Below are 19,655 nucleotides of genomic sequence, written 5' to 3' on the forward strand. Positions count from 1 at the left end.
GGTGGTGGCCGGCTCGTGGCGTCCTCGGGAACAGGTGTGGCGTCCCCCGAGTGGTCGTGAAGATTTATCACGGACACCCGGGCGAGCCACCGGACGTTATGTGGTGCACACCACAGTAAAAAGCGGACAAGAGTTTCCTGCCGCAGCAAAAAGGCCATTCGGGTGACGGGATCGTTATTCGGATTTGAGCGTCCGTTGAGCGAACGCCCGACGCCCGCGAGGAGCGCGCCGCCCCGTCACCGGCCACGGGACGGCCCTTACGGCATCAGCGTTTCCACGAGCGTTTCCTGGAGCGCGCCGAGCCAGAGATAGGCCATGACCATCGGCTTGCGCGGGTCGCTGTCGGGGAGCCGGTAGAGCGAGGAGCCGGACTCGCCCTCGTCCTGGTCGGAGACCTCCAGCCGGGTACCGATGGTGAGCCTGAGGTCATTGAGGGCGCCGAGCCAGTTGCGGCATTCGTCGCCGGTCAGTTCGAGCACGGCGGAGCCGTCCCCGGCGACCGTGAGGGCGTCCAGGGTGCGTACGACGGCGAGGGCGTCGTCGCGCTTGCGGGTGCGCAGATCCTTCTCGGTGAAGCGGCGGAATTCGGCGGAGGCTGCCCGCAGTTCGCTGTCCTCGTCGCCGTACGCCTCGGGGAAGAGGCGGGCCAGGGCGGGGTCGGTGGGCGGTTCGCTGGGCCCTTCCGCGAAGAGGGCGGCGAGCGGGTCCGCGCCCTCGGCGGGTTCGTCGCCGGGACCGATCAGTTCCAGCAGCTGGACGGCGAGGGAGCGCAGGATCGCGATCTCCACCTCGTCGAGCGCGACGGCCGCGCCGCCGCCGGGGGTGGCCTCGAAGTGGCCGGCCATGGGTTTTCTCCGATGGTGGGTCGGGCGAACGGGCGGGGAGGTCTAGTTGCGGTCCTGTGTGAGGGTGGCCCACAGTCCGTAGCCGTGCATGGCCTGGACGTCGCGCTCCATCTCCTCGCGGCTGCCGCTGGAGACGACGGCGCGCCCCTTCTGGTGGACGTCCAGCATCAGCTTGTGCGCCTTGTCCTTGGGGTAGCCGAAGTAGGCCTGGAAGACATAGGTCACGTAGCTCATGAGATTGACCGGGTCGTTGTGGACCAGCGTCACCCAGGGGACGTCCGGCTCGGGGACGACGACACTCTCCTCGGCCGATTCGGGACGCTCGATCTCTGTGGGTGCGACGCTCACCCACCCCATGCTGCCACTCGGGAGGGCCCATCGCACAAACGACCCGAGATCTCGTCACTCTGACGAAATAGGGGTAGCATCCGGAACATGAACTCTGCGGACCTTGGGCGACGGGTCGGTGTGCCGTCGACCGCCCTCTTCACCGACCAGTACGAGCTCACCATGGTGCAGGCCGCGCTGAAGGCCGGCACGGCCGACCGGCGCTCGGTCTTCGAGGCCTTCACGCGCCGGCTGCCCGAGGGGCGGCGCTACGGCGTCGTCGCGGGCATCGGACGGGTACTGGACGCGGTGGAGAACTTCCACTTCGACGACGAGATGCTCACCTTCCTGCGCGAACAGAACGTCGTGGACGGGCCCACGCTCGCCTGGCTGGCCGACTACCGCTTCAGCGGTGACATCTGGGGCTATCCGGAGGGCGAGGTGTACTTCCCGGGCTCGCCGATCCTGCGGGTGGAGGGCTCCTTCGCCGAGTGCGTGCTGCTGGAGACGGTGATCCTCTCGATCCTCAACCACGACTCGGCGATCGCCGCCGCGGCCTCGCGGATGTCCGCCGCGGCCGGCGGGCGTGGCCTGATCGAGATGGGTGCACGACGCACCCATGAACTGTCGGCGGTGGCGTCGGCCCGCGCCGCGTACATCGGCGGCTTCAACACCACGTCCGACCTGGCGGCGGGCTTCCGCTACAACATCCCGACCGTCGGGACGAGCGCCCACGCCTTCACGCTGCTCCACGACACCGAGCGCGACGCCTTCCGGGCCCAGGTCGACTCGCTGGGCCGGGGCACGACGCTGCTGGTCGACACGTACGACGTCGCCGAGGCGGTCCGTACGGCGGTCGAGGTCGCCGGGACCGAGCTGGGCGCGGTGCGGATCGACTCCGGCGACCTGCTGCTGGTCGCGCACCGGGTGCGGCAGCAGCTGGACGAGCTGGGCGCCACGAAGACGAAGATCGTGGTGACGTCGGACCTGGACGAGTACGCCATCGCCTCGCTGGCCGCGGCCCCGGTCGACGCGTACGGGGTGGGCACGCAGCTGGTGACCGGCAGCGGACAGCCCACCTGCTCGATGGTCTACAAGCTCGTCGCCCGTGCCGGGTCGGCCGACCCGGCGGAGCCGCTGTGTCCGGTGGCCAAGAAGTCGCTCGGCGCGAAGTCGTCGGTGGGCGGTCGCAAGTGGGCCGCGCGCCGGCTGGACGAGAACGGGGTGGCCGAGGCCGAGGTGGTCGGCACTGGCGCCGTTCCGCCGGAGCTGGCCGGCCGGCAGCTGCTGGTCGAGCTGGTCCGGGGCGGTGAGGTGATCGCCCGCGAGCCGCTGGACGCGGCGCGTGAGCGGCACATCGCGGCACGGGCGGGGCTGCCGATGTCGGCGGTGCAGCTGTCGCGCGGAGAGCCGGTGATTCCCACGGAGTACATGTGACGGTGGAGCGCGGTGGCGGGCGGGCGTGCTCGCTCACCATCGTGCTCTCCGGGCGCCGCAGGGCTCCGTTCCGTCCCCTCCCTATCCGGGGCCGGAGTCCCTAGGCTCGAAACACACCCCCCACGACCGCCGACCGTCCCCCACCGAAGGACACCCGCCATGCACCGCGCGTTGATCGTCGTCGATGTTCAGAACGACTTCTGCGAGGGCGGCAGCCTCGCCGTGGCGGGGGGAGCCGACGTCGCCGCCGCCATCACCGATCTGATCGGGGAGGCCCAGGCCGGGTACCACCACGTGGTGGCCACCCGTGACCACCACATCGACCCGGGCAGTCACTTCTCCGCCGAGCCGGACTTCGAGGACTCCTGGCCTGCGCACTGCGTGGCCGGCACCGAGGGCGTCGGCTTCCACCCGAACTTCGCGCCCGCGGTCGCCTCGGGGGCGATCGACGCGGTGTTCGACAAGGGCGCCTACGCCGCGGCGTACAGCGGCTTCGAGGGCCTGGACGAGAACGGCGTGGGGCTGGCCGACTGGCTGCGGGACCACCGGATCGCCGAGGTCGACGTGGTCGGCATCGCGACCGACCACTGTGTGCGGGCGACGGCGCTGGACGCGGTCCGGGCGGGCTTCACGACGCATGTGCTGCTCGACCTGACCGCCGGGGTCGCCGAGACGACCACGGAGCGGGCCCTGGAGGAGCTCCGCAGGGCCGGCGTGAAGCTGTCCGGCAAGCCGGTGGTGTAGGCGCGCCACGCCCCCGCGGCCCGCGCAAGGCCCCGGGCGTGCCGCGGGCCGGACGCCCCGCGTGCCTCAGGCCGGACGCCGTACGGGGACGGCGGGGCGGAGCAGGGCCCGGATCGGGTGCCAGAGCTCCTGCGCCTGCTGCGGTCTCGCCCGCCACAGCAGCCCGTCGGGGTGGTGCAGCACGGCGGTGATCTCGTCGGGCGTGGGCGGTTCGGCGTTGCCGCGGAGGTAGACGGCGCGCAGGCCCGCGTTGCGCAGCCGGGTCAGGGCGCGGGCCCGGTTGGCCGCGTGCACCAGGACCCGGACCGGGGTGCCGGGACCCGCTCCGTCCGTCGGACTGGGCAGAGTGATCGCCACCACCACACTGCCGTTCGGCAACTTGCAGAATCCTCCGCCTGCCATGCTCCGCGCTCCCCCGTGAGACGTCGTGTCAATAAGCTCCTGAACAAGACGCACCTAAACACGATCGGCCGCCGCCCGCTAGAGGGCGACGGCCGATCATGCGTTGACCTGCGGTTATACGGAACTACTTGTGCGAAGGACCGACCTTGACGGTGATCGTCTGGCCGCTGCGCGGCTCCTTGACGATCGAGATCCGGGTGTTCGTGTCAGGGACCTGAACACTTCCGGTCGGGTTCTCCTTGTACCAGTAGGTGCCCTTGTGGTCGTCGAAGGCCGGGATGCCGGGCTGCGACTTGACCCGGACCGGCGCGTCCGCGTTGTGCAGCGTGAAGGCGTCGGTCGCGTACCAGCTGAAGGGGGCGTCGAACGGCTGGATCTTGTTGCGCATGATCGTGCCGTCGGCCCACTTCAGGGGCTTGGCGTGCGCGTCGACCGGCAGGATCAGGCCCTGGCCCGGGTGCTGCGACACGTTGTTGTCCTTCTGGGACTTGTCCCAGAGCCAGACGAGCAGACCGTTCTGGTACGGGTAGTGCTCCACCCAGTCCGGACGGGTCTTGGAGAAGCCGAAGTTGTACGGGCCGACCTCAAGGGTCTTGTCGTAGCTGACGTACTGGCGGTTCTCCGCGATGTAGTACTGCGGGTAGTCCTTGGTGAAGGACTCGCCGACGCGGGAGAAGCCCTTGGCGGTCCAGCCGTTGTCGTCGCCCTCGGCGTTGTCCGTGAAGAGCACGGCACCGTCGGCGGTCACCGAGATGGTGTCCGCGGCGAAGCCGACGCCGCCCGCGCCGCCGTCGGTGGCGTAGCGGAAGCGGATGTCGATCTTCTTGCCCGCGTAGGCGTCCAGCGGGAAGGAGAGCTTCTGGTACGCGCCGGAGACGTCGGTCAGGGCCGGCTTGTCACTGGCGTCGCGCGGGATCGCCTTGCCGTCGGCCGTGCCGTCGATCGCGGTCCAGCTGGTGCCGCCGTTGTCCGACACCTCGGTGTAGAGGTAGTCGTAGTCCTTCTCGATGTCCCACCAGCCCGAAAGGTCCAGCGAGGCCTTGGACTTGCCGGTCAGGTCCACCGAACGGGACAGGGTGTTGCTGAGGTTGTCGCCCATGTCGCTCCACCACTGCTTGGAGCCCTCCGCCGGCTTGGTGACGGCGGTGGTGACGGGCTTCTCGGGCAGCGTGACGACGAGCGCCTGCTTGTTCTTGGTGTTGTACTCGGAGACGCCCAGCTTGTGGGTGGACTTCGTCGCGGCATTGGCCTCGGCGTAGTCGAGCCAGCCCAGCTGGAGCTTGTCCCAGGCGGTCATGTCGCCGGGCAGGTCACCGATCGAGTTCTTGCCGGTGCCGAGCCAGGAACCGGCCGACATCAGGGACCAGAAACCGACCGAGTTCTCGGCGGTGTTGGTGGTGTCGTAGAGGTCCGGCAGGCCCAGGTCGTGGCCGTACTCGTGGGCGAAGACGCCCAGGCCGCCGTTCTCGGGCTGCGCGGTGTAGTCGCCGACCCAGATGCCGGTGTCACCGATCTCGGTGCCGCCGGCCTTGTTGTCGGCCGGGCCGGTCGCGCCGGCGTTGGTGCCGTAGGCGTACCAGCGGTGGGCCCAGATGGCGTTCTTGCCCTCGGCGCCGCCACCCGCGGACTCGTCCTCACCGGCGTGGACGATCTGGAAGTGGTCGATGTAGCCGTCGGGCTCGTTGAAGTTGCCGTCGTTGTCGTAGTCGTAACGGTCCCACTGGTCGTACTGGGAGAGATCGGCCTTGATCTGCTCGGGCGTACGGCCCTTGGCCTTCTGGTCGGCGGCCCAGGCGTTCACGCCGTCCTTGATCATGTCCCAGGCGTTGGCGCAGTTGGTGGATCCGCAGTAGTTGGAGCCGTAACGGGCCTCGTTGTACGGGACCTTGACCCAGTCGGAGACCTCGCCGTCGACCGAGTAGCGCCCGGAGGACGTCTTCTCGTAGTACGTCTTCAGCGAGTCCTTGCCAGCACCCTTGCCGAAGTAGAGGTCCTGGAAGTGGGCCTGGTTGTAATCGGCCTGCCAGGCGGTGCTGTTGTCCTTCTTGGGGTCCGGCTTGGCTATCTTGTTGTGCAGCGGGCCGGGCGTGCCCCCGTACTTCGGGACGGGCGGCTTCGGGCCGTCGCCGTCCGGGTCGAACATGGTGGTGTTGTCGACCTGGTCGCCGAACTCCACCAGGACCGTGAAGATCTTGTCGGTCTTCTCGCGGCCGAGCTCGACGTACTTCTTGTCGTCGAGCTTGACGACCTGCGAGCCGCCACGCTTCGTGATCTTCTTCTCGCCCGATATGACCTGTTCCAGGGCGGCCTGACGCTGTGCGTCCTGCTTCTCGGTGAACGGGCCCTTCAGGTCGTGCTCGTTGCCCTTCGCCGAACCCGGGTCACGGCGTTCGACGGCGGCGCTCTTGGCCCCCGATGTCGTGTCATCTGCCTGGGCCGTGGCAAAAGCCGACGCCGTGGCGGCAGTGGCGGCCATGGCCACGACAACCGCTGCGGCGCGAAGCGCCCGTCTGTTTGTGGTCACTTGATGCAGTCCTCCCCGGCACTCGCCGCTGCGGCCAGGAGTGGTGTGGGGCCGCGCGCGAATACGCGTCACAAGTGACGACATTCGACCGGAGTTACGCGCGAAAAGACAGATCTTGACTTGAACAGGCCAAGTGCACTATGTAGGAGCACGCTTCCGTTATCCGGACGTTCACCAAGCAGGCAACCGGCGCGTCACGGGCCATGGTTGGGGTACGGAATGACTCCGTGCGCCCCCTGTGCACCGGTACCGTGGGTTAGGTCACGCTTACCAGTGGTCCCTCTCGGGCATCCACCGTCGTAGAGTCGATTGACAGTCCGACCGTGTCGAGAGACTGCCCATCCGATGCCCCGAGGACGGATACCGCCATGCCGCATCCCACTGCCGCACAGCTCTCCTACGGTTCGGTCACCGTCGTCTTCTCGACCCTCGCGATGCTGCTGCTCTCCCGTACGGAATCGGGCGTCGGAATCGCCGTCATCGGAACCGCGGCGCTCGTGCTCGGTCTGCTGGTGGCCGTGACCGTACCCCAGCCGTCACACACGAAAACCGCGAAGCGGGCAAGGGCCCGCTCCGCGGTCCGGGTGAACCAGGACGCGGTCTCCGCGGCCGTCGAGGCCGAGGGCCTCGCCCGCGACGGGGACCGGACCCCGCTCACCGCCCCCCGCGAGGCCGCGCAGCGCTCCGCGACCCCCGCGGACGAGCGCGTGGGCCAGCACTCGCTGCGGCCCTAGGGTCTTTCGGTCCGGCTCGGTCGGTCCGGCTCGGTCGGTCCAACTCAGTTGGTCTGTACGACCACCGTCTTCGCCGCCTTGTCCTGCAGGCCCTGCCGGTACGGCTTGTCCGTGAACATGAGCACGATGTTGATCAGCCACCACAGGCACGGGCAGCACAGCAGTGCCGGCAGCCACAGCACCACGGCCCGCAGGAACGCCGCGCCGGTGTCCGGCACCCGGCCGTCGTTGAGCATCGCGACCCGCAGCTTCAGCAGCCGCTTGCCGAGGGTCCGGCCGTCCTTGTGCGTGAAGTACGTGTCGTACGCGACGTAGACGACCAGGCCGATCAGCGACCACACCAACTGGTGCCCGCTGTACGTCTGGCTGAAGACATCGCCGACGCTGTTGCCGTTGCCGTTGTTCTCCGACACCTCGACCGCGCCGCCCCACGGCAGCGAGATCAGATAGAGCGGGATCGAGATGATCAGGAAGTCGATCAGCCGGGCCAGGATGCGCTTGCCCGGCTCCCCGAGCGGCGGCATGCCGGCCAGCGGATCCGCACCACCGTACGGTCCGCCGCCGTAGGGCCCCGGATCGTACGGCGGCGGGGGCGGAGCACTGTCGTACGGCGAACCCGATGACGGCGGCGGCTCGTGCGGCTTCTTGCGGAACGGGTCGTCCTCGGGCGGCTGACCGGACGTCGGCTGATCGTTGCTCATGGGGGCAGTGCACCCCGGCGCGGGGGCGCCCGCAACGGCTCAGGTGCGTTCGGGGGAACGGGCGGAGCCGACCGCCCCTCACCCGATGGGCCGTCAGCCGGACGGGTGCGCTCAGCTCGCGACGAAGGTGTGTGCCACCTTGTCGTGCCAGCACTGGCGCCACGGCCGGTCGATCAGGCACCACAGCACGTTGACCACGCCGATCACGAGGATGCCGAGCACGCCGTAGACCAGCCACCGGCGCAGCGCGGCGCCGAAGGACGGGGCGTCGTGGGACTCGATGTCCCGCACTTCGAGCCCGCAGACCTTCTTGCCGAGCGTGCGCCCCCACTTCGCCGTCGGCAGCGCCTCCAGCAGGACACCGAGCACGAGGAACGCGCCGAGCACCCCGCCGAACAGACCGGCCGTGGTGGCGTCGACCAGCCAGACGGTGACCGTCTCACCGGACAGCTTCGCCGCCTCGATCTTCTCGTCGATGTGGTCCAGCGCCTGCGAGACGAGCGGGAAGCCGATGGCTCCGACGAGCGCCATGAGTACGACGGTGTCGATCAGCCGGGCGGCGAACCGCTTGGCGAGCCCGGCGGGCCGGGCCGCCGCCTGGGCCTGCGCGAGCTGCTGGAAGGGGTCGTCGACCGGCGGCTTCCAGGGCACGACGGGCTGATCCGGCTGAGCACCCTGCGCACCGAGCTGGGGTCGCTGGGGCTGGAGTTGGTGCTGCTGAGGCTGAGGCCGGGGCTGTTGCTGCTGGGCCGGGAGCTGCGGCTGCTGCTGCTGTTGCGGCTGTTGCTGCTGGGCCGGGAGCTGCGCCCAGGGGGCGGGGTTCTGTACGGGGGCCGGGGCCGGGGCGGAGTTCTGCGCCGGGGCGGGGGCCTGGTTCCGCGCAGGGGCCGGGGAGGGGCTCTGGGCACCCGTGCCGGGGGCGATCGCGCGGATCGCCATCGTCCCCTCCGAGGCCGCCGGTTCCGGCGTCCGGCGAGCGGGCGGGCCGCCGCCCTGACCCACGGCCCGGATCGTGACCGTCCCGTCGACCGGCGGCCGTGCCGCGTCACCCGTTCCATCACCGCCGCTACCGCTGCCGGGACGGCCCTGCCGGCCGAGCCGGATCGCCACCGTGTTCTCGGGGGGAGCTGCCGCGGGCTGTCGCGGGTCCGCCGGTGCCCGGTCGGCGGGGGCAACGGCAGGCGTACGGGGATCGGGGCCCGGCTCCGTACCCGAAGGCCGGTCCTGATCACCCCGGCCGCCCTGACCGCTCCGGCCGCCCTGGTCGTCGGACCGGCCGGCGCCGCCCCAGGAGACCCGTCGGTCGCGTTCCCCGCCGAATCCGGTCTGCCGGGAGGCGTCGGCCTGCCAGGCGGTGGCCGGTTCGGGGCGGTTGCCCGCGTTCGGCTCCTCGTCCAGGAAGACCGGACCGGTCTCGTCCACCGGCGCCGGGGCGGCGGGCTGCGGCGTCGGGTGCACCGGCGGACGCGGCTCCGGCCGCGGCTCGGCCGCCGGTGCGGAGGGCTCTTCTCCGGAAGGCTCCGCCGGCATCGGCTCGCCCTGCCGAGGGGCGGGGCGGCTCGTGCCTGGCACCCACGAAGCGCCGTTCCAGTACCGGACGTATCCGGGAATGGACGGGTCGGGGTAGTACCCCTCGCGGGGGCTTTCGTCACCGGGTGCCGGGGTTGGGGCGCTCATCACCGTGGTCCCGTATCTCTTCGAGGCCTGAATGCAACGGGTCCACATCTACCAGACGCCCGCCTGCCCCTGGGCCACTCCAGGGGTTTGGGCCGCTTTCCCGTCGCCCGGAAATTTTTTTCGGAAGTCGCGTAATGGATGGCGGGGAGGGCGCTCTCTCCTTGTGCGGGCCGGTCATGGGACCGGTCCACAGGCACCGGAAGGACGCACTCATGCACACCGTCGTGGAACGCGAGCTGGAACTCAAGCTGGTCCTGTCGCCCGAGCGCAGCATCCCCGTACCCGCCCGTCTGACGTACCGCACGGCGGACCCGTACGCCGTGCACGTCGCCTTTCACATCGGCTCCGACTTCCCCGTCCACTGGACGTTCGCCCGCGATCTGCTGGTCGAGGGCGTGTTCCGGCCGTGCGGTCACGGGGACGTCCGGATCTGGCCGACCAAGGTCGAGCAGCGCAACGTCATCTTCGTCGCGCTGACCTCTCCCGACGGGAACGCGCTCCTGGAGGTGCCGTCCGCCGCGGTGGCCGCCTGGGTCGAGCGGACGCTGCGGGTGGTCCCGCCCGGCACGGAGGCCGAGCTGCTCGGGATCGACGAGGGGCTCGCCGAACTGCTCGCGCCGCTGCCGGCCGACGACCTGTGGATGCGCGACCCGTGGCTGTCGGACGAGTCGCAGGACGGCGAGGCATGAGCGGGCACCGCTCGCCCCGGCCGTCGTGCCCGCGGTCAGAACACCTTGCCGGGATTGAGGAGCCCCAGCGGGTCGAAGGCCTGCTTGATGCCCCGGTGCAGTTCGACGCTCACCTCGCCGAGTTCGCGTGCGAGCCACTCCTTCTTCAGTACGCCCACGCCGTGTTCACCGGTGATCGTGCCGCCGAGTTCCAGGCCGAGCGCCATGATCTCGTCGAAGGACTCGCGGGCCCGCCGGGACTCGTCGGCGTCGGTGTGGTCGAAGCAGACGACGGGGTGGGTGTTGCCGTCGCCGGCGTGCGCGCAGACGCCGATGGTGAGGTCGTACTTCTCGGCGACGGCCGCGGTGCCCTCCAGCATGGCGCCGAGCTTCGAGCGGGGTACGCAGACGTCGTCGATCATCGTGGCCGACTTGACGGTCTCCAGCGCGGTGAGCGACATCCGCCGTGCCTGGAGCAGCATTTCGGACTCGGCGGCGTCCTCCGCGGGGACCACGTCGGTGGCACCGGCCGCGGTGCACAGCTCGGCGACGGCGGCCAGGTCGGCCGACGGGTCCGGGGTGTCGAAGGCGGCGAGCAGGAGCGCCTCGGTGGTGTCGGGGAGGCCCATGTTGGCCATCTTGTTGACGGCCTGGACCGTTGTACGGTCCATCAGTTCGAGGAGTGACGGAGTGTGACCACGCTCCATGATCCGGCAGATCGCGTCGCAGGCGGTCGCCGCGCTCGGGAACTCCGCGGCCAGGACCAGTTGCTGCGGCGGCCGGGGTTTCAGCGCGAGCACGGCCTTCACGACGATGCCGAGACTGCCCTCCGACCCGACGAAGAGCCGGGTGAGGTCGTATCCGGCGACGCCCTTCGCGGTGCGGCGGCCGGTGCTGAGCAGGCGCCCGTCGGCGAGGACGACCTCCAGGCCGAGTACGTATTCGGCGGTGACCCCGTACTTCACGCAGCACAGACCGCCGGACGCGGTGCCGATGTTGCCGCCGATGGTGCACATCTCCCAGCTGGAGGGGTCCGGCGGGTAACAGAGGCCGTGCTCGTCGACCGCCCGGGACAGCACCGCGTTGACGACGCCCGGCTCGACGACGGCGATCCGGTCGACCGGGCTGATCTCCAGGATCCGGTCCATCTTCACCAGGGACAGCACGATGCAGCCGTCGGAGGCGTTGGCCGCGCCCGACAGGCCGGTACGTGCGCCCTGCGGGACGACCGGCACGCGCAGCGCGGTGGCCGTGCGCATGACGTGCTGGACCTGCTCGACCGTGCGCGGGAGCACGACGACGGCGGGCGTGCCCGCGTCGCAGAAGCTCGCCATGTCGTGAGCGTACGAGGCGGTGACGTCGGGATCCGTGATCAGGGCCTCGGCGGGCAGGCCCGCACGCAGTTGTTCGAGAAGACCGTTCATGATCCAAGCGTGACACCCGGGCCCATTGGTGTGAACCCGTCTGCCGCGGCCTTCGTAAGGCGCGGTGTGCTCTTATTACTGACGCAGAGTGATCGGCATGGATGTCATGCCGCAGCAGCCTCCGCAGTCCCCCGGTCCGAGCCGCCGCGCTCCCCTTGACGCCTCCGACTTCTCCGGCGCCACCGCGCTGTCCGCGCTCCTCGACCCGGCTTCGGAGGACGGGCTCCCGCCGCTCTCGCTGCGGACGACGCTGCGCCGGGCGGCCCTGGGGGCGGTGGCGGGTGCGGTGCTGGTGACGGGTGCGGTGGTGTCCGTTCCGGACGACGGGGAGAAGGCCGCGCCGCCCGTACCCGGTCCGGTCTCGCGTGCGCTGACGGCGACGGCGGCCGGGTCCCCCGCCTCGCTCCCCGATCTGACGGCGCTCATCGGGGACCGGCAGCGGTGGGTGGGCACCCATCCGTCCGACGCGCGGTCCTGGGCGGTGCTCGGTACGGCCTATGTGGAGTGGGGACGCCGTTCCGCGGACGTGGCGTACTACGGGCGGGCCGAGCAGGCGCTGAAGCGCTCGCTGGACGTGCGGCCGGGTGGGAGCGGGAACACCGCGGCCTGGGTGGGGCTCGCGGCGCTGGCCGATGCCCGGCACGACTTCGGCACGGCGAAGAAGTGGGGCGAGTCGGTACGGGCGCGGCAGCCGAAGCAGTGGGCCGTCTATCCGGCGCTGATCGAGGCGTACGCCGGTCTCGGGGACTACAAGTCCGTGAAGACGGCGGTGGAGCGGTTCACGGCGCTGCGTGCGGGGGTTCCGGCGCTCGTGCAGACGGCCAGGATGTATCTGGACCGCGGCTGGCGCGAGGACGCGCAGGCCAACGCGCAGGACGCGGCGGACCGGGCGGCCACCCCCGTGCAGAAGGCGGAGTGCCTGGCCCTGCTGGGCGAGCTGGCCTGGGCGCGGGGCGAGCCGGAGGAGGCGGTCGCGCAGTACGGCGCGGCGCTGCGGACCGACCGGGCGCACCATCCGTCGCTCGCCGGCCGGGCCAGGGCGCTGGTGGCGCTCGGCCGTACGGATGAGGCGCGGCGCGACTACCGGGCGGCGCTGGCGCGCCTCCCCCGGCCCGAATACATGCTGGAACTGGGCGAGTTGTACGAGTCGATGGGGCTGGACGAAGACGCCGGCGGCCAGTACGCCGCGCTCCGCGAGGCGCTCGACCGGGACGATGTCCAGGGCGTGGACAACGCGCTCCTGCGCGGCCGTTTCGAGGCCGATCACGGGGATCCGGACGCGGCGGTCGGCCTGCTGGAAGCCGAGTGGGCGCGCGGCCACCGCAGCGCGGCGGTCGCGGACGCGCTGGGCTGGGCCCTGTACCGCTCGGACAAACCGTCCGCCGCGCTGACGTACGCGGCCCGCGCGGTGGACACGGGCGGGCAGAACGCCTCGTACGCGTACCACCTGGGCGTGGTCCAGAAGGCCTTGCGGGACTACGGTCCGGCGCGCCGGAATCTGGAGAAGGCCCTGCGCTCCAATCCGCGGTTCTCGCCGCTGGACGGTCCGGCCGCCCAGGAGGCGCTGGACGCTCTGGTATCTCCCCGGCCCGGCGTGCGTCCCGCCCCGGAGCCGGAGACGCCCGCGCCTGCGCCTGCGTCATCGCAGGCACCGCAGGCACCGCAGGCACCGGCGTCCCCGAAGGCACCGGCTCCGGCGTCCCCGGAGGCACGGACCGCCGCGCCGGAACCGCAGCCGGAGCAGCAGCCCGTACCGCAGCAATCGCAGCCGAGGCAGCCGGCGGCGGAACCCGGGCCGCAGCGGCCCGTACCGACGCCACAGGCCCCGGGCGGCCGTTGAGGAGCCCGGAGCCTGTGGTGTGCCGACCCTCGGGTCAGAGGTTGCCGCGCTTCTCCTGCTCGCGCTCGATCGCCTCGAACAGGGCCTTGAAGTTGCCCTTGCCGAAGCCCATCGAGCCGTGGCGCTCGATCATCTCGAAGAAGACGGTCGGGCGGTCCTGGACCGGCTTGGTGAAGATCTGCAGCAGGTAGCCGTCCTCGTCGCGGTCGACCAGGATCTTCTCCTCGCGGAGGATCTCGACGGGTACGCGGGTCTCGCCCGCCCACTCGCCGAGGGTGTCGTAGTACGAGTCCGGGGTGTCGAGGAACTGGACGCCGGCAGCCCGCATCGCGCGCACCGAGGCGACGATGTCGTTCGTGGCGAGCGCGATGTGCTGGACGCCGGCGCCGCCGTAGAACTCCAGGTACTCGTCGATCTGGGACTTCTTCTTGGCGATCGCCGGTTCGTTGATCGGAAACTTGACCTTGAGGGTGCCGTCGGCGACGACCTTCGACATGAGCGCGGAGTACTCGGTGGCGATGTCGTCGCCCACGAACTCCTTCATGTTGGTGAAGCCCATGACCTTGTTGTAGAAGCCGACCCACTCGTTCATCCGGCCGAGTTCCACGTTGCCGACGCAGTGGTCGATGGCCTGGAAGGTGCGCTTGGCCGGGGGCTCGACGATCGGGTCGGCCGCGGTGTAGCCGGGGAGGTAGGGACCGTCGTAACCGGAGCGCTCGACGAGGGTGTGCCGGGTCTTGCCGTACGTGGCGATCGCGGCGAGCACGACGGTGCCGTGCTCGTCCTTGACCTCGTGCGGCTCGTCGAGGCCGAGGGCGCCGTGCTCGACCGCGTACGCGTAGGCCGCGCGGGCGTCCGGGACCTCGATGGCCAGGTCGACGACGCCGTCGCCGTGCTCGGCCACATGGGCGGTGAGGAAACGGCCGTGGTCGGTGGCCGCCTTGATGACGGAGGTGAAGACGAAACGCGCCGATCCGTTGGTCAGTACGTAACTCGCCGTCTCGCGGCTGCCGTTCTCCGGTCCGGAGTAGGCGACCAGCTTCATGCCGAAGGCCGTCGAGTAGTAGTGCGCGGCCTGCTTGGCGTTGCCGACGGCGAAGACGACCGCGTCCATTCCCTTGACCGGGAAGGGGTCGGCCTGCCGGGCTGTTTCGGGGGTGGTGTGCAGAGTCTCAGTCATGTCCGAAGGCTCTCTCTGCTTCGCAAGGTGCGCAATAGTTCGTGAATCCGCTGGGCAATCTGTACAGCGGGTCGGGATGATGTACGGGCTATCTGTACATGATGACCATCAAGCCCACCCCTTCGGAGAAGACCATGGCGATCGATCGACTGGACGGGCGGCTCATCGTGCTGCTGGCCCATGAGCCCCGCATCGGCGTGCTCGAAGCATCGCGCAGGCTCGGCGTGGCCCGGGGCACGGTGCAGGCCCGGCTCGACCGGCTTCAGTCGAATGGAGTCATCCGCGGATTCGGCCCGACGGTCGATCCGGCGGCGCTCGGCTATCCCGTCACCGCGTTCGCCACGCTGGAGATCAAGCAGGGTCAAGGAGCCGACGTACGGGCCCACTTGGCCGGCGTACCGGAAGTGCTGGAGCTGCACACCACCACCGGGCACGGCGACATGCTCTGCCGTCTCGTCGCGCGTTCCAACGCCGATCTCCAACGGGTGATCGACCGGGTTGTCGGTTTTGATGGCATCGTCCGGGCCTCCACGGCCATCGTCATGGAGAACCCGGTCCCACTGCGGATCATCCCGCTCGTCGAGCAGGCCGCAGAGGACAACGACTGAGCCGAGGAGTGACGCGTGAGCTTCTGGGAGTACCTGGGCAACCGGCACCAACAGCTGCTCACCGATGCGTACCAGCACGTCAGCGCCGTGTTCCAGTGCATGGTCATCGCCACCGCGCTGGGCATCCTGATCGGGGTCGTCACCTACCGCAGCGGCTGGGCGGGGTCCCTGGCCATCACCTCGACGGCGACGATCCTCACCATCCCCTCCCTCGCCGCGATCGGTCTGCTCATCCCGCTCGTCGGCCTCGGCGTCGCGCCCACGGTGATCACCCTGACCCTGTACGGGCTGCTGCCCGTCGTCCGCAACTCCATCGTGGGGCTGCGCGGGGTCGATCCGGCGCTGGTCGACGCCGCGAAGGGCATCGGGATGTCGCGGCTGGCCCGGCTGTGCCGGGTGGAACTCCCGCTCGCCTGGCCGCCGATCCTCACCGGCATCCGGGTCTCCACACAGATGCTGATGGGCATCGCCGCCATCGCCGCGTACGCCTCGGGCCCCGGTCTGGGCAACGAGATCTTCCGCGGCATCGCCTCGCTGGGCAGCGCCAACGCGCTCAATCAGGTGCTCGCGGGCACGATCGGCATCGTCATCCTCGCCCTGCTCTTCGACGCCGCGTACGTACTGCTCGGGCGCCTCACCATTCCAAGGGGGATTCGTGTCTGAGACCGCCACCGGGAGCACGGACGCCGGGAGTGCCGGGCCGAAGAGGACCACGTCCGGTGCGACCATCCAGCTGGAGGACCTGACCAAGCGCTATCCGGGCAGTCCCAACCCGGCGGTGGACAGCGTCTCGATGGAGATCAAGGCCGGCGAGACGGTGATCTTCGTCGGCCCGTCCGGCTGCGGGAAGTCCACCACCCTGAAGATGATCAACCGGCTGATCGAGCCGTCGTCCGGGCGGATCAGGATCGACGACGAGGACGTCACCGACATCGACCCGGTGAAGCTGCGCCGCAAGATCGGCTACGCGATCCAGTCGTCCGGGCTCTTCCCGCACATGACGGTCGCCGAGAACATCGCCCTCGTACCGAAGATGACCGGCTGGTCGAAGTCGAAGGTGAAGGACCGCGTCGAGGAGATGCTCGATCTGGTGGGGCTCGACCCCCGCGAGTTCCACGGGCGCTATCCCCGCGCGCTCTCCGGCGGCCAGCAGCAACGGGTGGGCGTGGCACGGGCGCTGGCGGCGGATCCGCCGGTGCTGCTGATGGACGAACCGTTCGGCGCGGTCGACCCGATCACCCGCGACCACCTCCAGGACGAGCTGATCCGGCTCCAGCACGAACTGCACAAGACGATCGTCTTCGTCACCCACGACTTCGACGAGGCGATCAAGCTGGGTGACCGGATCGCCGTGCTGCGGGAGCGTTCGCACATCGCGCAGTTCGACACCCCGGAGGCGATCCTCACCAATCCGACGGACGACTTCGTCTCCGGCTTCGTCGGGGCCGGGGCGGCGCTGAAGCGGCTCAACCTCACCCGCGTACGGGATGTGGAGATGGCCGCGTTCCCGACCGTGACGGTCGACGACCCGCTCCAGTCGATCTTCAACAAGCTGCGCAGCGGCCCGCACAACGAGCTGTTGATGCTGGACCGCAGGAACCGCCCGTACAAGTGGCTGCGGCGCGGCGACCTGATGCGGGCCCGGGGTTCGCTGGCGCGGGCCGGACAGCTGGTCCATGACACGGTGACGCGTGACGCGACGCTGCACGACGCGCTGGAGGCGGTGCTGACCGACAGCGGCGGCCGGGTCGCGGTGACCGGGCGGCGCGGCGAGTTCATCGGGGTCGTCGACATGCAGACCCTGATGAACTCCGTCCATGAGCTGCTGGAGGCCGACCGGCTCGCCGCCATCGAGCACCAGCACGACCTGGAGGAGATGCGCAGCCACCAGACCGAGGCGGAGCTGGAGGGCGGTGCGGGCGCATGACCCCCAACTCGCCGCTGAACCACGAGTCCTCCCGCCGGGCGCGCCCGGAGCGCCCCGTCCCCTCCTCCGACAAGGACCGCCCGCCCGGCGAGCACGACGTCAAGGGCCATGCGTTCCGGGACGAGGAGGAGGAGCCCGCCCCGCCACCGGCCGGTCCGCCGCGCCGGATCACCTGGCGCAAGCTGGTGGTGATGCCGCTCGCGCTGGTGATCGTGCTGGTCATCACGTATCTGTGGATCACCCATGTCCACCTCGACTCGATCGCGCGGAACTCGCTGACCGGCGGCAATGTGCAGCTGCGCTGGTGGCAGCATGTGCGGCTGACCGCGATCTCGACGTTCTGGGTGCTGATCATCGCCATTCCGCTGGGGATCGCGCTGACCCGGCGCAGGCTGCGCAGGGGCGCCCCGGTGGTCACGGCGATCGCCAACATCGGGCAGGCGACACCGGCGATCGGTCTGCTGGCGCTGCTGGTGATCTGGCTGGGCATCGGTCCTTCGACGGCGATCATCGGCATGGTGATCTACGCGGTGCTGCCGGTCTTCTCCAATACGGTGGCCGGTCTCAAGGCGATCGAGCCGAACCTGATCGAGGCCTCGCGCGGCATCGGCATGTCGGCGACGGGGACACTCACCAAGGTCGAACTGCCGCTCGCCGTCCCGCTGATCCTGGCCGGGGTGCGTACGGCGCTGGTGCTCAATGTGGGGACGGCGACGCTGGCCACCTTCGTCGGCGGCGGCGGTCTCGGCGACCTGATCACCTCGGGCATCCAGACCCAGCGGATGCCGGTGCTGGTGCTCGGTTCCGTGCTGACGGTGGTGCTGGCACTGCTGGTGGACTGGCTGGCCTCGCTGGTCGAGGTGGCGCTGACGCCGCGCGGACTGGAGGTGGGGTGATGGCTCCGCGGAAGGTACGGGCCGGCCTGGTGGGGGCGGTGGTGCTGGCGCTGGTGCTCTCCGGATGCGGGCTGAAGAGCGGCTCGCCGATGGCGGACGACGTCCAGCCGGGCTCGGTCGGCCGGGGCAAGCCGCTGGACGGTGCCTCGCTGACCGTCACCTCGAAGAACTTCAGCGAGAACATCATCCTGGGCCAGATGATCGGCCTGGTCTTCAAGGCCGCGGGCGCGGAGGTCCTGGACCGGACGAACCTGCCCGGCTCGATCAGCGCGCGCGAGGCGATCGTCAAGGGCGACGCGGACGCGATGTACGAGTACACGGGCACCGGCTGGATCACCTACCTGGGCCACGCGAAGCCGATCCCCGACCCGGTGAAGCAGTGGGAGGCAGTCCGCGACGAGGACCGCAGGAAGGGGGTGACCTGGCTGACGCCGTCCACGCTCAACAACACCTACGCGCTCGCCATCAGCCGGAAGAACAACGCGAAGTACCACCTCAGGACGCTCTCCGACGTCGCGGCGCTGGCGAAGAAGGACCCGTCGGCGGTGACGATCTGCGTGGAGAACGAGTTCGCCTCGCGCGACGACGGACTGCCGGGCATGGAGAAGGCCTACGGGATGTCGCTCCCCGCCGCCAACATCAAGAAGATGGACGCCGGGATCATCTACACCCAGGTCTCGAAGTCCGACTCCTGCCTGCTGGGCGAGGTGTTCACCACGGACGGCCGGATCAAGGCGATGGACCTCGAAGTCCTCATCGACAACAAGCACTTCTTCCCCAACTACAACGCGGCGCCGGTGATCCACACCAAGACCTTCGAGAAGTATCCGCAGATCGCCGCGTTGCTCGACCCGGTCAGCAAGAAGCTGACCACCGAGGTCGCCCAGGTGCTCAACGCCAAGGTGGACGTGGATGGGCAGGACCCGCACGAGGTGGCGAAGGACTGGCTGATCCAGGAGGGGTTCATCAAGCAGGGCTGAGCCGGGAGCCCCGTCGCCGCCCTCCCCCGGCCACCCCCTCAGTCGCAAAGATTCCGTTGCAAAGAATCCCATGCAAAAAACCTGTTGCAAAGAAGGTTTTGCAAGCCTACGGTTACCCCATGCCCGCACCAGAGGACGGCCCCAAGCACCCCGCCGAAACCGAGAACATCCACAAGGTCGATGCCCGCACCCTGCGCGGGCTGGCCCACCCCCTGCGACTGCGCCTGCTGACCGCCCTGCGGGAGTACGGCCCCGCCACCGCCTCCGGTCTCGCCGGCCGGCTCGGCGAGTCCAGCGGCGCCACCAGCTACCACCTCAGGCAGCTGGCGGCGTACGGCTTCGTCGAGGACGACCCGGGGCGCGGCAAGGGCCGCGAGCGCTGGTGGCGGGCCGCGCACCGGGGCACCATCTTCGACAGCGGCAGATTCCTGACCCACCCGGACCCCGAGGTCCGCGGCGCGGTCGACGTCGTACTCCACGAGATCGCCAACTCGCACGCCCAGGAGCTGAACACCTGGGTCGGCACCATGCGCGAATGGCCCGAGGAATGGCGCGACGGCTGGGACATCAGCGATTTCGCGGTGCGCCTCACCCCGGATCTCACCGAGGAGCTGATCCTCAAGGTCCACGACCTCATCGAGAGCTACCGGGGCCGGGTCCCGGAAGGCACCGAGGGATCGGCCAACGTCCGCAGCCATGTGCACTTCTTCCCGCGCCCCACGGAGTAACCGGCCCGCGGGG

19 protein-coding genes are annotated in these 19,655 nt (G+C 69.9%); 11 read left to right on the forward strand and 8 right to left on the reverse strand.

The features are described from left to right. Positions 1 to 257: 257 nt before the first annotated feature. Positions 258 to 845: a DUF2017 domain-containing protein gene (locus ACWCPY_RS10205; RefSeq protein ID WP_451263875.1), complete on the reverse strand. Its 588-nt coding sequence runs from the start codon at positions 843 to 845 to the stop codon at positions 258 to 260. Positions 846 to 887: 42 nt separating this feature from the next. Next, entirely contained in the window at positions 888 to 1,202 is a 315-nt protein-coding gene (gene clpS / locus ACWCPY_RS10210) for an ATP-dependent Clp protease adapter ClpS (protein ID WP_266732620.1), read from the reverse strand. A gap of 78 nt (positions 1,203 to 1,280) precedes the next feature. Here clpS and ACWCPY_RS10215 point away from each other — a divergent pair, with 78 nt between their 5' ends. After that, entirely contained in the window at positions 1,281 to 2,609 is a 1,329-nt protein-coding gene (locus ACWCPY_RS10215; protein ID WP_451263876.1) for a nicotinate phosphoribosyltransferase, read from the forward strand. A gap of 159 nt (positions 2,610 to 2,768) precedes the next feature. Next, entirely contained in the window at positions 2,769 to 3,353 is a 585-nt protein-coding gene (locus ACWCPY_RS10220; protein WP_403767950.1) for an isochorismatase family protein, read from the forward strand. A 66-nt stretch (positions 3,354 to 3,419) separates the two neighbouring features. On the opposite strand, the gene ACWCPY_RS10225 is transcribed toward ACWCPY_RS10220, so the two are convergent. After that, positions 3,420 to 3,755 (reverse strand): hypothetical protein, encoded by a 336-nt coding sequence (locus ACWCPY_RS10225; protein WP_177328034.1) that lies wholly within the window; start codon positions 3,753 to 3,755, stop codon positions 3,420 to 3,422. Between the two features lie 124 nt (positions 3,756 to 3,879). Next, the gene (locus ACWCPY_RS10230; protein WP_451263877.1) at positions 3,880 to 6,279 is read right to left on the reverse strand and encodes an immune inhibitor A domain-containing protein; all 2,400 of its coding nucleotides are present in this window, start codon (positions 6,277 to 6,279) and stop codon (positions 3,880 to 3,882) included. A 368-nt stretch (positions 6,280 to 6,647) separates the two neighbouring features. Between ACWCPY_RS10230 and ACWCPY_RS10235 the strand changes: the two genes are divergently transcribed. Next, positions 6,648 to 7,013, forward strand: coding sequence for a hypothetical protein (locus ACWCPY_RS10235; RefSeq protein ID WP_451263878.1), 366 nt, complete (start codon positions 6,648 to 6,650; stop codon positions 7,011 to 7,013). Positions 7,014 to 7,057: 44 nt separating this feature from the next. On the opposite strand, the gene ACWCPY_RS10240 is transcribed toward ACWCPY_RS10235, so the two are convergent. Next, positions 7,058 to 7,714, reverse strand: a complete 657-nt coding sequence (locus ACWCPY_RS10240) for an RDD family protein (protein ID WP_451263879.1) — start codon at positions 7,712 to 7,714, stop codon at positions 7,058 to 7,060. Between the two features lie 111 nt (positions 7,715 to 7,825). Then, entirely contained in the window at positions 7,826 to 9,391 is a 1,566-nt protein-coding gene (locus ACWCPY_RS10245; RefSeq protein ID WP_451263880.1) for an RDD family protein, read from the reverse strand. A 212-nt stretch (positions 9,392 to 9,603) separates the two neighbouring features. On the opposite strand from ACWCPY_RS10245, the gene ACWCPY_RS10250 reads away from it, so the two are divergent. Beyond that, entirely contained in the window at positions 9,604 to 10,080 is a 477-nt protein-coding gene (locus ACWCPY_RS10250) for an SsgA family sporulation/cell division regulator (RefSeq protein WP_451263881.1), read from the forward strand. 35 nt (positions 10,081 to 10,115) lie between these two features. On the opposite strand, the gene ACWCPY_RS10255 is transcribed toward ACWCPY_RS10250, so the two are convergent. Beyond that, positions 10,116 to 11,483: an FAD-binding oxidoreductase gene (locus ACWCPY_RS10255; RefSeq protein ID WP_451263882.1), complete on the reverse strand. Its 1,368-nt coding sequence runs from the start codon at positions 11,481 to 11,483 to the stop codon at positions 10,116 to 10,118. 97 nt (positions 11,484 to 11,580) lie between these two features. Between ACWCPY_RS10255 and ACWCPY_RS10260 the strand changes: the two genes are divergently transcribed. Then, on the forward strand, positions 11,581 to 13,323 hold the full coding sequence (locus ACWCPY_RS10260; RefSeq protein WP_451263883.1) for a tetratricopeptide repeat protein: 1,743 nt from the start codon (positions 11,581 to 11,583) through the stop codon (positions 13,321 to 13,323). Positions 13,324 to 13,357: 34 nt separating this feature from the next. On the opposite strand, the gene hppD is transcribed toward ACWCPY_RS10260, so the two are convergent. Beyond that, complete coding sequence (gene hppD, locus ACWCPY_RS10265; protein ID WP_329818260.1) at positions 13,358 to 14,503, reverse strand: 4-hydroxyphenylpyruvate dioxygenase; 1,146 nt, start codon at positions 14,501 to 14,503, stop codon at positions 13,358 to 13,360. A gap of 134 nt (positions 14,504 to 14,637) precedes the next feature. Here hppD and ACWCPY_RS10270 point away from each other — a divergent pair, with 134 nt between their 5' ends. From ACWCPY_RS10270 to ACWCPY_RS10295, 6 genes are all read left to right on the forward strand, one after another. Continuing rightward, on the forward strand, positions 14,638 to 15,111 hold the full coding sequence (locus ACWCPY_RS10270; RefSeq protein WP_329818261.1) for an Lrp/AsnC family transcriptional regulator: 474 nt from the start codon (positions 14,638 to 14,640) through the stop codon (positions 15,109 to 15,111). A 15-nt stretch (positions 15,112 to 15,126) separates the two neighbouring features. Continuing rightward, a complete protein-coding gene (locus tag ACWCPY_RS10275) occupies positions 15,127 to 15,774 on the forward strand; it encodes an ABC transporter permease (RefSeq protein ID WP_451263884.1) in 648 nt (215 codons plus the stop codon). Further along, a complete protein-coding gene (locus ACWCPY_RS10280; protein WP_451263885.1) occupies positions 15,767 to 17,038 on the forward strand; it encodes an ABC transporter ATP-binding protein in 1,272 nt (423 codons plus the stop codon). Before ACWCPY_RS10275 ends, ACWCPY_RS10280 begins: the two co-directional genes overlap by 8 nt. Next, entirely contained in the window at positions 17,035 to 17,934 is a 900-nt protein-coding gene (locus ACWCPY_RS10285; RefSeq protein WP_451263886.1) for an ABC transporter permease, read from the forward strand. Before ACWCPY_RS10280 ends, ACWCPY_RS10285 begins: the two co-directional genes overlap by 4 nt. Then, positions 17,934 to 18,914, forward strand: coding sequence for a glycine betaine ABC transporter substrate-binding protein (locus ACWCPY_RS10290; RefSeq protein WP_451263887.1), 981 nt, complete (start codon positions 17,934 to 17,936; stop codon positions 18,912 to 18,914). Before ACWCPY_RS10285 ends, ACWCPY_RS10290 begins: the two co-directional genes overlap by 1 nt. A gap of 119 nt (positions 18,915 to 19,033) precedes the next feature. Further along, a complete protein-coding gene (locus ACWCPY_RS10295) occupies positions 19,034 to 19,642 on the forward strand; it encodes a winged helix-turn-helix domain-containing protein (RefSeq protein ID WP_451263888.1) in 609 nt (202 codons plus the stop codon). Positions 19,643 to 19,655 lie beyond the last annotated feature (13 nt).

Source organism: Streptomyces sp. NPDC002403 (assembly GCF_053593015.1).